Origin of the sequence: Kineosporia sp. NBRC 101677 (assembly GCF_030269265.1) — a bacterium.
Classification (GTDB): domain Bacteria; phylum Actinomycetota; class Actinomycetes; order Actinomycetales; family Kineosporiaceae; genus Kineosporia; species Kineosporia rhizophila.
The window spans coordinates 436102-450948 of record NZ_BSTA01000003.1; the positions used below are offsets into that span (position 1 = coordinate 436102).

The 14847-nt window shown below is 73.3% G+C and carries 1 protein-coding gene (only partly in view); it reads right to left on the reverse strand.

The window, feature by feature from the left end; genetic code table 11:
- A protein-coding gene (locus tag QSK18_RS11115; RefSeq protein ID WP_285618497.1) for a type I polyketide synthase crosses the window boundary here: on the reverse strand, positions 1-14802 show its start. The gene continues 33057 nt to the left of window position 1, outside the view; 14802 of the gene's 47859 nt are visible here — the first part of the coding sequence; the start codon lies at positions 14800-14802; its stop codon lies off the left edge, out of view.
- Positions 14803-14847 lie beyond the last annotated feature (45 nt).

Here is a 14847-nt window from a genome sequence, read left to right on the forward strand (position 1 = left end):
CGCGTGGTCCGGACGGGCTGCGCCGAGCCGGTCGGCCGGCACCGAGCGGAACGCCAGCTCCCGCACGTCGAGCACCGGGGCGCCCTGGCCGTCGACGGCGGTGATCGAGATGCTCTCGGGGCCGGTGCGGGTCAGGCGTACCCGCAGGGTGGTGGCCCCGGCCGCGCGCAGGTCGAGCCCGGACCAGGAGTAGGGCAGGCGCACGCCCTCGTCCCCGGCGCCCAGGTCGAGGAAGGTGCTGGCGTGCAGCGCGGCGTCCAGCAGGGCCGGGTGCAGGCCGAACTGCCCGGCACTGCTCTCGTCAGGCAGCTGCACCTCGGCGAACACGTCCTCGCCACGGCGCCAGGCCGCGTGCAGGCCCTGGAACAGCGGGCCGTAGCCGAAGCCCTGCCCGGCCAGCTGCTCGTACAGGCCGTCCAGGTTCACCGCTTCCGCCCCGGCCGGGGGCCACTCGGCCGGCTCACCGGGGGCCGCGGCGCCGCCTCCGGGACTCAGGAGCCCGGTGGCGTGCCGGGTCCAGGGCTCGTCGTCGGGGGCCTCGGCCGGCCGGGTGTAGATGTCCACCCTGCGCCGGCCCAGCTCGTCGGCCTCGTCCAACCGGACCTGCAGTGCCAGGGCGGCGGCCGGGTCGAGCACCAGCGGCGTGGTCAGCGAGAGGTCTTCCAGGTGGTCACAGCCAACCTGGTCGCCGGCCCGCACCGCGAGTTCCACGAATGCGGTGCCGGGCAAGAGCACCACGCCGCCGACCGTGTGGTCGGCCAGCCACGGATGGCTGGTCAGCGACAGGCGTCCGGTGAGCAGCAGTTCGGAGGTGCCGGCGACGCCGACCTCAGCCCCGAGCAGCGGGTGCTCGGCGCTGCGCAGACCGGCGGCGGCAACGTTGCCGGGCCGCTGCGTGGGCACCGACCAGTAGCGCTCCTGCTGGAAGGCGTAGGTGGGCAGCGCGATCCGCCGGCCGCCGGGCAGCAGGGGCTGCCAGTCCACCGCGATACCGCGCACGTGCAGCCGGGCCAGCGCCTCGATCGCGGCCTCGGTCTCGTCCCGGTCGACGCGCAGCATGGGCACGGCCGACTCGGGCCGGATCTCCTCGATCATGGCCGCAGCCGTCCCGCCGGGCCCCATCTCCAGGAACGTGCCGGCCGGGCATTCGCTCACCGCCTCGGCGAAACGCACCGGGGCGGTGACGTGCCGCACCCAGTAGTCCGGGTCGTCCAGCCGGGCCCCGGCCTCCACCGTGGAGTGCACCGGGATCTGGGCGGGCCGGAAGTCCAGGCCGCGCACGGTCTCGGCGAACCGGGCCAGCATCGGGCGCATCAGCGGCGAGTGGAAGGCGTGGGAGACGTTCAGCCGCTTGCTCTTGGCGAAGTTCGCGGCGATCCGGAGCACCGTCTGCTCGTCGCCGGACAGCACGACCGACTGCGGCCCGTTCACCGCCGCGATCGAGACCTCGTCCTCGTGACCGGCCAGGTGCGCGAGGACGTCCGTCTCCGAGGCCTGGACCGCCACCATGGCGCCCCCGGGCGGGAGCTCCTGCATCAGGGCGGCCCGGGCCCGGACCAGGGTGCAGGCGTCGGCGAGGGAGAGCACACCGGCCGCGTGGGCGGCCGCGATCTCGCCGATCGAGTGCCCGATCAGCGTCTCGGCCTGCACACCCCACGACTGGGCCAGCCGGAACAGGGCCACCTGCAGGGCGAACAGGGCGGGCTGGGCCTCCCCGGTGCGCTCCAGCGCTCCGGACACCATCTCGTCCAGAGGCAGGTCCAGGGCCTGGGCCACCTCGTCCCAGGCGGCGGCGAACACGCCGAAGCGCTGGTACAGCTCTCGGCCCATGCCGGTGTGCTGGGTGCCCTGGCCGGAGAAGACCACGGCCAGACCACCGGTTTCGCAACGGCTGCCCTGCACCAGCCCGGGCGCGGAGCGGCCCTGCGCCAGGGCGGCGAGTCCGGCCGACAGGTCGGCGTCGTCCTGGCCGAGGAGCACGGCCCGGTGCTCGAACACCGAGCGGGCGTTGACGCTCGACCAGGACAGGTCGGTGCGCGAGGTCTCGGTGTTGATCAGGAAGTCGCTCAGACGGGCGGCCTGGGCCCCCAGGGCCGCAGCGGTGCGGCCAGAGACCAGCACCGGAACCGGGTATGGGAGGTCGGGCTGCGGTTCCGGGACCGGCTCCTTACGGTCGGGGGCCTCTTCCAGAACCAGGTGGGCGTTGGTGCCGCTGATCCCGAACGAGGAGACCCCGGCCCGGCGCGGATGGCCGTTCTGCTCCCAGGGCACCGGCTGGCTGAGCAGCTGGACGTCGCCGTCGGCCCAGTCGATGTGCTCGGACGGGGTATCGGCGTGCAGGGTCTGCGGCAGCTGGTTGTGCTGCAACGCCAGCACCATCTTGATCACACCGGCCACACCCGCGGCCAGCTGGGTGTGGCCCAGGTTGGACTTGACCGAGCCGAGCCACAGCGGGCGTTCCCGTTCCTGGCCGTAGGTGGCCAGCAGCGCGTGGGCCTCGATGGGATCGCCGAGCGTGGTGCCCGTACCGTGCGCCTCCACCGCGTCCACATCGGCCGGGGAGAGTCCGGCTGCGGCCAGGGCCCGGCGGATCACCCGCTGCTGCGAGGGCCCGTTCGGAGCGGTCAGACCGTTAGAGGCACCGTCCTGGTTGACCGCGGAACCCTTGATCACCGCGAGCACGTCGTGCCCGTTACGGCGGGCGTCCGAAAGCCGTTCCAGCAGAACCAGGCCAACGCCCTCGGACCAGCCGGTGCCGTCCGCCTCGGCCCCGAAGGCCTTGCACCGGCCATCCGCGGCCAGCCCGCCCTGGGCGTCGAACTCGCTGAACGCGGCCGGGGTGGCCATCACGCTGACGCCACCGGCCAGGGCCAGGGAGCACTCCCCCGAGCGCAGCGACTGGGCGGCCAGGTGGATGGTGACCAGCGACGATGAGCAGGCGGTGTCGACGGTGACGGCCGGGCCCTCGAGGCCGAACGTGTACGACAGCCGACCGGAGGCGATGCTGGTGAGCTGACCCGTCATCACGTGTCCGCGGGCCTCGGGCGAGGCCGCGTAACCGGAAGATGCCGCGCCCACGAACACGCCGGTCTCGCTGCCGCGCAGCTCGGCCGGCACGATACCGGCGCGCTCCAGCGTCTCCCAGGCGGTCTCCAGCAGCAGACGCTGCTGAGGGTCCATGGCCAGGGCCTCACGTGGAGAGATGCCGAAGAACGCAGCATCGAAGTTCGGCGCACCGTAGAGGAATCCACCGGCGGCGTCCTGGTCCAGTGCCGCCCAGCCGCGGTCGCGGGGCAGGCCGGAGACCGCGTCCCGCCCTTCGGCCAGCAGCTGCCAGAAGTCCTCGGGCGAGCTGACCTCGCCGGGGAAGCGGCAGGCCATCGAGACGATGACGATCGGGTCGTCGGCGTCGGAGCTGCGGGGCGCGACCGCGCCCGGGCCGCTCGGGCTGGTCGTGGTGCCGGCCAGTTCACCGAGCAGGTACTGGGCCGCGGCGCCGGGGGTCGGGTAGTCGAACACCAGCGTGGAGGGCAGACGCAGCCCGGTGGCCGAACCCAGCCGGTTACGCAGCTCGATCGCGGTGAGCGAGTCGAAGCCCAGCTCGCGGAACTCGCGGCGCAGGTCGATCTGCTCGGCCGAGGCGTGACCCAGCACCGCAGCGGCCTGGGTGCGCACCACGTCGGTGAGCAGCTTCAGCTGCTCGGCCGTGGCGAGACCGGACAGTTGCGCGGCGAGCCCGTTCAGGTCGGAAGTGACGGCCACGGCCGAGCGACGGCTGCCCCGCACCAAGCCGCGCCACAGCGGTGCCACCCGGCCCCGGCCCAGAGCCTTCAGGTCGGCGGGCACCGGGGCCACCAACGGCTCGTCCGAACCGATGGCCACGTCGAACAGGGCCATGCCCTGCTCGGTGCTGATCGCCGGCATCCCGGCCGCGGCCATCCGCTCCAGACCCGACCCGGTGACCACACTCGTCATTTCGCTGGTCTGTTCCCACAGCCCCCAGGCCAGGGACAGACCGGGCAGACCACTGGCGCGGCGCCGGGTCATCAGGGCATCGAGCCAGGTGTTGGCCGCGGCGTAATTGGCCTGGCCGGGGGTGCCGATCAGGCCGGTGAACGAGGAGAACACTACGAACGCGGCCAGTTCCGCGTCCTGGGTCAGCTCGTGCAGGTTCCAGGCAGCGTCCACCTTCGGCCGCAGCACCGCCGAAAGCTGTTGCGGGGTGAGGCCGGAGACCACACCGTCGTTCAGGACGCCCGCGGTGTGGATCACGGCCGTGAGCGGGTGCAGCGGGTCCACGCCTTCGATCAGGGCTTCAGCCTGGTCCCGGTCGGCCACGTCGGCCGCTACCACGCTGACCTGGGCGCCGCCGGCCTCGAGGTCGCGCACGAGGTCGGTTGCCCCGGGTGCGTCCAGACCGCGACGGCTGGTGAGCAGCAGGTGCCGCACGCCGCGGGTGGCCACCAGGTGCCGGGCCAGTTCGCCGCCCAGGGTCCCGGTGCCGCCCGTGATCAGGACGGTGCCGTCGGCGTCCCAGCCCGTCGGGATGCTGAGCACGATCTTGCCGGTGTGTTTGGCCTGGCTCATCGTCCGGAACGCGTCGCGGCCTCGCCGCACGTCCCACACCGTGGAGGGCAGCGGGTGCAGCGCGCGTCGGCCGAACAGGTCCATCAGCACGCCGAGCAGGTGGTGCAGGTGCTCCGGGCCCGGGTCGAGCACGTCGTAGAAGTGGTAGTTGATCTCCGGGTAGTCACCGGCCTCGCGGATGTCGAGCTTGCCCATCTCGAGGAACCAGCCGCCCGGACGCACCAGCCGCACCGACGCGTCCACGAACTCGTTCGCCAACGAGTTCAGCACCACATCGAAACCACCGGTCGCAGCCCGGAACTTGTCCTCGAACGCCAGATCCCGCGACGACGCCAGATGGTCGTCGTCGATACCCAGCGACCGCAGCACGTCCCACTTCGGCTCACTCGCGGTGGCGTAGACCTCGGCGCCCAGCATCCGGGCCAGCTGGATCGCGGCCATCCCCACACCACCCGCGGCGGCGTGGATCAGGACCTTCTGCCCGGCGCGCAGGTCGGCCAGGTCGATCAGGCCGTAGTAGGCGGTCAGGAACACCACCGGAATGGTGGCCGCGTCCTCGAAGGACCAGTCCTCCGGGAAGGTGCTCAGGGCCATCGCGGGCACGTCGGCGACCGGCCCGAAGGAGCCGTTGAACATGCCGGTGACCCGGTCACCGATCTCGAAGTCGGTCACGTCGGCGGCCTTGTCGAGCACCACCCCGGCCGCTTCGCCGCCCATCCACCCGGTCTTGCCCTGGAACCAGCCCAGGGCGCTCAGGCTGTCCAGCAGGTCGCGGAAGTTCAGGCCGGCCGCGCGCACGCCCACCCGCACGTGCCCGGCCGGGATCTCGCCGGCACCCTCGGGCCAGGCGATCAGGTCCAGCGCGTCCAGACTGCCCTTACGACGGCTGCCCAGACGCCAGGGCACCCCCACCGGCGGCACCAGACCGTCGCCGGAGCTGAGCGTGGCCAGCCGGGGCGCCCAGACCACGCCGTCGCGCACCGCCAGCTGCGGCTCGCTGTAGCCGGTCAGACCGGCCGGAACCCGGAGCGCAGCATCAGGTTCCAGGTCGAGCAGGAGCAGCCGGTCCGGGTTCTCGGACTGCGCCGAGCGCACCAGACCCCAGACCGCCGCACCCGCCGGATCCGGCTCTTCGCCCGCGACCGAGACCGCGCCGCGCGTCACCACCACCAGGCGCGCGGCCGAGGTGCGCTCGTCGGCCAGCCACTCCTGCACCCGGCCCAGCACCAGCGCGGTGAGTTCATGCGCTTCGGCCACCGGGTTCTCACCGGTGGAGCGCGCTTCGAGCCCCACCAGGTCCGTCACGGTCGGCAGAGCAGCCAGATCACCAGTCAGGAAGGGGATCTCGTCGGTGGCGCCGCCCGGGTCGGGCAGCGCTGTCCAGGCCATCCGGAACAGGGCATCGCGAGCGGCCGTGGCACCGTCGGCGGCGAGCTGACCGGGCGAAACCGCCCGCAGCGTGAGCGAACCGGCCGAGAAGACCGGCTCCCCGGCTCCGTCCACGGCGGCCACGGAGACCGTCTCCGGCCCGGTGCGCACCAGCCGCACCCGCAGCGCGCTCGCGCCCCGGGCATTCAGGCAGACCTCTCCCCAGGAGAACGGCAGACGGTTGCCCTCGGCCGCGTCCAGGCCCACGTAAGGGATGGCGTGCAGCGCGGCGTCGAGCAGGGCCGGGTGCAGGCCGAAGGCCTCAGGTTCGGCCTCGGGCAGCGCGACCTCGGCGAAGACCTCTTCTCCCCGCTGCCAGACCGCGCGCAGGCCCCGGAAGAGCCCGTCGTACTCCAGACCCCCGGCGGCCAGGCGCTCGTAGCCGCCCTCCACCTCGACCGCCTCGGCGCCGGTCGGTGGCCAGACCGCGGCGTCGAAATCGGCCGTGCGCTCCCCCACCGCCAGCAGACCGGTCGCATGCTGCACCCACGGCTCGTCGTGGCCGTCCTCGGCCGGACGGGAGTAGATGTCCAGGGTGCGGCGGCCGCCCTCGTCCGGGCCGCCCACCACCACCTGGAGCATGCGCGCGTCCTGCCCAGCCAGCACCAGGGGCGTGGTGAGCACCAGCTCTTCGACGCGGTCGCAGCCGACCTGGTCCCCGGCCCGTACCGCCAGCTCCAGGAAGCCGGTGCCCGGGAACAGCACCGTGCCGCCCACCACGTGCCCGGCCAGCCAAGGATGGCTCGACACCGACACCCGCCCGGACAGCAGCACGCCCTGGCCACCGGCCAGGCCGACCGCGGCCCCGAGCAGCGGGTGGGCCGTCGGGATCAGGCCCAGGCCCCCGGCGTCGCCGGTGGCGGCCGGAGCCGGCTGCGGCCAGTAGCGCTCGTGCTGGAAGGCATAGGTAGGCAGGGCGACCCGGCGCCCCGGCAGCAGCGCCGCCCAGTCGACCGCCACGCCGCGCACCCAGACCTCGGCCAGACTGCTCAGCACCCGGTCCCAGCCGCCCTGATCCCGCCGCAGGGTGCCCCCGGTGACCGCGACGACGTCCGCCTCGTCGATCGTCTCCTGCATCCCGACGGTGAGCACCGGGTGCGAGCTGACCTCGACGAAGACCCGGAAGCGCTCACTCAGCAGCCGCTGCACCCCGGCGTGGAAGGCGACCGGGTTACGCAGGTTGGCGAACCAGTAGCCGGCGTCGAGCTCGGGGCCCTCCAGCCACTCACCGGTCAGGGTGGACAGCATCGGCACGGTCAGGGTCTGCGGCGACAGACCGGCCAGCAGCTGCGCCAGCTCCGCCTCCAGCGCGTCCACGTGCGCCGAGTGCGAGGCGTAGTCCACCGCGATCATCCGGGCCCGGGCCCCGGCCGCGATCTGCTCCTGCACCAGGGCCCGCACCGCAGCCGGTTCTCCGGCGACGACCACCGATCGCGGCCCGTTCACCGCCGCGACCGAAACGCCCTCGGGGACGGCGATCTGCTCCAGAGGCAGGGCGATGGAGGCCATCGCACCCCGCCCGGCCAGGCGACCGGCGATGGCCTGACTGCGCCGGGCCACCACCCGGGCGCCCTCGGCCAGGGTAAGGGCCCCGGCAACCACCGCGGCCGCGATCTCCCCCTGCGAGTGCCCGATCACCGCATCGGGTTCCACCCCGGCCGCTTCCCACACCGCGGCCAGCGAGACCATTACCGCGAACGAGGCGGGCTGGACCACGTCCACCCGTTCCAGATCGCCGTCGCGCACCACATCCAGCAGCGACCAGTCGACGAACGGCTGCAGCGCGGCCGCGCACTCGGCCATCCGCGCAGCGAACACCGGCGACTCCTGCAGCAGCCGGGCGCCCATGCCCACCCACTGCGCCCCCTGGCCGGGGAACACGAACACGGTCCTGCCCTCGACATCGGCGACCCCGCTGATCCCGCCGAGGTTGCCGGCCAGTGCCTCTCGGTCGGTGCCCACGGCCACCGCGCGGTGCTCGAAGACAGCCCGGGACGAGGCCAGGGAGAAGGCCACGTCCAGGGCGTCCAGCTCGGCGACGGCCTCGGTCAGGCGCTCGTGCTGCTCCCGAAGAGCCTGCTCGCCGCGGCCGGACACCACCCAGGCCAGGGCGGCCGGAGCCGGCCCGTCCAGCGGTTCGGGCCATGGGTCGGGCAGCGGTTCGCCCTGCTCCAGAATGACGTGCGCGTTGGTGCCGCTGATCCCGAACGAGGACACCCCGGCCCGTCGCGGCCTTCCGGCCTCGGTCCACGGCGTGGTCTCGGTCAGCGGGGCGACCGCGCCCGCGCTCCAGTCGACGTGGGTGGAGGGCTCCTCCAGGTGCAGGGTGCGGGGCAGCACGCCGTGACGCATCGCCTGGATCATCTTGATCACGCCGGCCACGCCGGCCGCGGCCTGGGTGTGGCCGATGTTCGACTTGATCGAGCCCAGCCACAACGGCCGTTCCCGGTCCTGCCCATAAGTTGCCAGCAGGGCCTGGGCCTCGATCGGGTCACCCAGAGTCGTTCCGGTGCCGTGCCCCTCGACCGCGTCCACCTCGGCGGGCTGCAGACCGGCGGCCGCCAGGGCCTGCCGGATCACCCGCTGCTGGGAGGGACCGTTGGGGGCGGTCAGCCCGTTCGAGGCGCCGTCCTGGTTGACCGCCGAACCGCGGACCACCGCGAGGACCTCGTGACCGTTCCGGCGGGCGTCCGAAAGTCGTTCCAGCAGAATCAGACCAACGCCCTCGGACCAGCCGATGCCGTCGGCCGCGTCGGAGAACGGCTTGCAGCGGGCGTCCGCGGCGAGCCCGCCCTGGGCGCTGAAGTCGATGAAGGCGCCCGGCTGGGACATCACGGTGACGCCCCCGGCCAGGGCCAGCGAGCACTCGCCGGAGCGCAGGGCCTGCGCGGCCAGGTGGATCGCGACCAGGGAGGACGAGCAGGCGGTGTCGACCGTGACGGCCGGGCCCTCCAGGCCGAAGGTGTAGGAGACCCGGCCGGTGAGCACGCTGGCCGAGGTGCCGGTGCCGAGGAAGCTCATCGACTCGGCCGGGAACTGCACCCGGCCGGAGCCGTAGTCGTGGTACATCAGGCCGGAGAACACCCCGGTGCGGCTGCCCCGCAACGATTTCGGGTCGATCCCGGCCCGCTCGAACGTCTCCCAGGCGGTCTCCAGCAGCAACCGCTGCTGCGGGTCCATCGCCACCGCCTCGCGCGGCGAGATCCCGAAGAAGCCGGCGTCGAACTCGGCCGCCCCCCGCAGGAATCCGCCCTCACGTACGTAACTGGTGCCGCGGGACTGCCGGTCCGGGTCGTACAGCCGCTCCAGGTCCCAGCCGCGGTCGTCCGGGAACGCCGCGATCCCGTCGCCGCCCTCGCTGACCAGGCGCCACAGGTCCTCGGGCGAGGAGACCGCGCCCGGGTAGCGGCAGGCCATCGAGACCACCACGATCGGGTCGTCCTGAGCCTGCTGGTCGGGCCGGCCGGTCTGGACGGTCTCGGCCTGCTGGTCCTCGTCGAGCAGTTCGGCCAGCAGGAACTCGGCCAGCACCCAGGGCGTGGGGTAGTCGAAGACCAGCGTGGAGGGCAGGCGCAGACCGGTCGCGGAGGACAGGCGGTTTCGCAGCTCGACCGCCGTGAGCGAGTCCAGCCCCAGCTCGCGGAACTCGCGACGGGGCTCCACGGTGTCCGCCGAGACGTGGCCGAGCACCATGCCAACCTCGGTGCGCACCAGGTCGAGGACGGCCTCCAGACGCTCGCCGGCGCCCAGGCCGGAGAGCCTGCGCAACAGCGAGTCGGTGGCCCGGTACCCGCCCACGGCGGTGCGGCGGCTTCCCCGCACCAGAGCGCGCAGCATCGGCGAGACCACGCCCTGCGAGCGCAGCGCGGCCAGGTCGAGCCGGACCGGGGCGACGACCGGGTGGTCCAGGCCGAGGGCGGCGTCGAACAGGGCCAGACCAAACTCGGCGCTGATCGGGGGCGTGCCGGCCGTGTTCAGCCGGTCCACCTCGGCATTCGAGAGTCCGCTGGTCATACCGGTTTCCGGGCTCCAGGGGCCCCAGGCCAGGGAGAGGCCGGGCAGCCCGGCCGCCGCGCGGGTCTGGGCCAGACCGTCGAGCCAGGCGTTGGCGGCGGCGTAGTTGGCCTGCCCGGTGCCGCCGGTGGTGCCGGCGATCGACGAATAGAGGACGAATGCGGTCAGGTTCCGGTCCCGGGTCAGCTCGTGCAGGTGCCAGGCGGCATCGACCTTGGGACGCAGCGTGGTGTCCAGTCGCTGCGGGGTCAGGGCGGCCAGCACCCCGTCGTCCAGCACCCCGGCGGTGTGGACGACCGCGGTCACCGGGTGCTCCGCCAGCAGGGCGGCCACCGCCTCGCGGTCGGCCAGGTCACAGGCCACCAGGGTGACGTCGGCCCCGAGCGCGGCCAGTTCCGCGCGCAGGGTGTCGGCGCCGGGCGCCTGGGGGCCGCGGCGGCTGGTCAGGACCAGGTTGCGAACGCCGTGACGGGCCACCAGATGACGGGCGAGCAGGCTTCCCAGCCCACCGGTACCACCGGTGATCAGGACCTGGGAGTCACTGGGCCAGGCAGCTGCGGCGGTGTCCGGCTGCTCGGCACGGGCCAGACGGGGAACCAGGACCTCGTCCCCGCGCAGTGCGATCTGCGGCTCGCCCAGCGCGAGCAGTCCCGGAAGACGGTCACCCAGGTCAGCGTCGTCCTCGGCGTCCGTGTCGACGCCGATGCCGGTTTCGGTGTCGGTTTCGGTTTCGGCGTCGGCTTCGGTGTCGATCAGGACGATGCGTCCGGGATGTTCGGACTGGGCCGACCGCACCAGCCCCCACACCGCGCTCGCCGCCAGGCCGGCCGGTGCCTCTCCGGCGGACACGCCCAGCGCACCCTGGGTGATCAGCACCAGGGTGGAGTCGGCGTAACGCTCATCGCCCAGCCAGGTCTGAAGCAGCGCCAGAGCCTGGCCGGACAGCTCGTGCGCAGCCTCGGGCCCGGCCGGACCGGTCGCCAACCGCACGGTCACCACCGCCGGAACCCGTTCGAGGGCAGCCAGTTCGCCCAGAGCACCCGGCTCGCCCAGGCCGCCGCCCGGCTCGCCCGGGACGGACCGGTTTACTGAGGCGCCCAGGGCATCGGACAGACGCAGCACGTCGAGCTCACCCGAGCCGGTGACCGTGTTGGCGACTGTGGCGGGCACCCAGCTCAGCCGGAACAGCGAAGAGCGGGTGGCGCTGCGGGCGGCCAGCACCTCGCCGGTGGCCAGCGGCCGCAGCACCAGCGAGCCGGCCGAGAAGACCGGCGCCCCCTCGGTGTCGACTGCGGTGACCGAGACCGACTCCGGGCCGGTGCGGGTCAGTCGCACCCGCAGCACCGACGCTCCGGCGGCGTGCAGTCGCACCTGCGACCAGGCGAACGGCACGCGCCCGCCATCGACCTCGTCCAGCCCGGCCAGCGGGCAGGGATGCAGCGCAGCGTCGAGCAGGGCCGGGTGCACACCGTAGGAGCCGGCGTCGGTGACGCTCTCGGGCAGGGCGATCTCGGCGAAGACCTCGCCCTGGTGCTGCCAGACCGCCCGGGCGGCGCGGAAGATCGGCCCGTAGACGAATCCGCCCTCGCTCAGCCGCTCGTACACGCCCTCGGGGTCGATCGCGGCGGCCCCGGCCGGCGGCCAGACCGAGGTGTCGAACGAGGACACGCCGGCCCCACTGGTCAGGACGCCGGAGGCGTGCTGCGTCCAGGGTTCGTCGTCGGTGGCCAGCAACCGGCGGGCGTAGATGCCCACTGTGCGGCGGCCGCTGCCGTCGGCCTCTCCCACCGCGATCTGCACGGCCATCGTGTCGTCCTCGCCGAGCACCAGCGGCGCGGCCAGGGTGAGTTCCTCGACGGTGTCGCAGCCCACCTGGTCGCCGGCCCGGACCGCCAGTTCCAGGAAGCCGGTGCCGGGGAAGAGCACCAGGCCGGCGACCTCGTGGTCGGCCAGCCAGGGATGGGTCCGCAGCGACAACCGGCCGGTCAGCAGCACCCCGCCGGAGTCGGCCAAGGAGGTCGCGGCGCCGAGCAGCGGGTGCCCGGCGGCGGTCTGCCCGAGCCCGCCGACGTCTGCGACCCGCATCCCGGAGGGCCAGTACGACTCGCGCTGGAAGGCGTACGTGGGCAGGTTCAGCACCTGAGCCGCGCTGCCGGCGTAGAAGGCGGCCCAGTCCGGGCGGATGCCCGCCACGTGCAGCCGGGCCAGGGCCTGGATCGCCGAGGACGGCTCGTCCTGGTCCGCCCGCAGAACCGGCACAGTGACCGCCGACTCGCGCAGCCCGGCGACCATGGCACTGGTCACCCCGTCCGGGCCGATCTCCAGGAAGGTGCCCGCCTCGACCCGCTCGACCGCGCTCTGGAACCGGACCGGGGCGCCGACGTGGCGCACCCAGTAGCCGGGCGTGGCCGGATCGGCGGCTTCCTCGACCGTGGAGGCGATCTGGATCTGCGGCTCACCGAACTGCAGGCCGGCCACCACGGCAGCGAACTCGTCCAGCATCGGGGCCATCAGCGGTGAGTGGAAGGCGTGCGAGACCCTCAGCCGGCGGGTCTTGGTGAAGCCGGCGGCAATCTCCAGCACCACCTGCTCCTCACCGGAGAGCACGACCGCGGACGGCCCGTTCACCGCGGCGACGGAAACCCGGTCCTCGAGTCCGGCCAGCAGCGGCAGCACGTCCTGCTCGGAGGCCTGCACCGCGACCATGGCACCGCCGTCCGGCAGCGCGTCCATCAGCCGGGCCCGGGCCGCCACCAGGCGACAGGCGTCCTCCAGCGAGAAGATCCCGGCCACGTGGGCCGCGGCGATCTCGCCCACCGAGTGACCGATGAGCACGTCCGGGTGCAGACCCCAGGACTCGGCCAGCCGGAAAAGCGCCACCTGCAGGGCGAAAAGGGCGGGCTGGGCGTCACCGGTGCGGGTCGGGTCACCGGCCAGGGTCTCGGCCAGCGGACGGGCCAGCAGCGGATCCAGCTGCGCGGCCACCTCGTCCCAGGCCGCGGCGAAGACCGGGAATCGTTGATGGAGCTCACGCCCCATGCCCGGGCGCTGCGCCCCCTGGCCGGAGAAGACGAAGGCCAGGCCGTCGCCCGAGCCCTGACCGCGCACCACCCGGGGGTCGGCCTCCCCGGCCGCCAGGGCACGCAGAACGCCGACCAGATCGCCGGTCGCGGCGGTGAGCACGGCGGCACGGTGCTCGAAGGAGGTGCGCGTAGTGGCCGTCGAACGGGCGACGTCCAGCGCCCTGACTGTGTCGTTCTGGTCGATCCAGTCGGCGAGCTGGGCGGCCTGGGCCCGTAAGGCGGACTCGGAACGGCCCGAGACCAGGACCGCTGCGGGCTCATGGGTCGGCGACGGCCTGTTATCGGCTGGCGCGTCCAGGGTGGTGGCAGGGGCCTGTTCGAGGATCAGGTGGGCGTTGGTGCCGCTGATACCGAAGGAGGAGACCCCGGCCCGGCGCGGGTGCCCGTTCTCGGTCCATTCCCGGGCCTCGGCCAGCAGTTCGACCGAGCCGGCACTCCAGTCCACGTGGGTGGTGGGCGCGTCGACGTTGAGCGTGCGCGGCAGCGTGCCGGCCCGCATCGCCATCACCATCTTGATGATCCCGGCGACCCCGGCCGCGGCCTGGGTGTGGCCGATGTTCGACTTCAGCGAGCCCAGCCAGAGCGGGTTCTCGCGGTCCTGGCCATAGGTGGCCAGCAGGGCCTGGGCCTCGATCGGGTCACCCAGCGTGGTGCCGGTGCCGTGCCCCTCGACCGCGTCCACCTCGGCCGGGGACAGTCCGGCCGAGGCCAGGGCGGCCCGGATCACCCGCTGCTGGGAAGGGCCGTTCGGGGCGGTCAGGCCGTTGGAGGCGCCGTCCTGGTTCACCGCCGAACCACGGATCACGGCCAGCACCGGATGCCCGTTGCGCCGGGCGTCGGACAGCTTCTCCAGCATCAGGACACCGGCGCCCTCGGCCCAGCTGACGCCGTCGGCCGCCTCGGCGAACGACTTGCACCGCCCGTCCGGGGCCAGTCCGCCCTGGGCGCTGAACCCGAGGAAGGGCCCGGGCGTGGCCATCACGGTGACCCCGCCGGCCAGGGCCAGGGTGCACTCGCCCGAGCGCAGGGCCTGGGCGGCCAGGTGCACGGCCACCAGCGAGGAGGAACACGCGGTGTCCAGGGTGAGGGTGGGCCCTTCCAGGCCGAGGGTGTACGAGACCCGGCCGGACAGCACGCTGCCGGCGGTGCCGGTACTGATGAAACTCATCGACTCGGGCGGGAAGTCGAACCGGCTGGAGGCGTAGTCGTGGTACATCAGGCCGGCGAAGACACCGGTGCGGCTGCCGCGCAGCGAGTCCCCGTCGATCCCGGCCCGCTCGACCGCCTCCCACACGGTCTCCAGCAGGATCCGCTGCTGCGGGTCCATCGCCAGCGCCTCGCGCGGCGAGATGCCGAAGAAAGCGGCGTCGAAACGGTCCGCCTCGTAGAGGAATCCGCCGGCGCTGGTGGCGCTGGCCCGGCCCTGGGCGGCGTCCTCACCGGAACCGCGCAGGGCGTCCAGGTCCCAGCCGCGGCCGGTCGGGAAGTCGCCGATTCCCTCCCGGCCGGAATCGACGAGCTGCCAGAGATCTTCGGGAGAAGCCACGCCACCGGGGTAGCGGCAGGCCATCGAGACGATGGCGATCGGCTCGTGCCGGCCGGACTCCACCTCTTCCAGTCGCTGCCGAGTCTGCCGAAGATCCGAGGTGACCCACTTGAGGTACTCGACGAGCTTCTGGTCTTCGGACATGCAGGCCACTCCTCGATGCCGTAGCTGAGACGGCGGGCGCCCTCA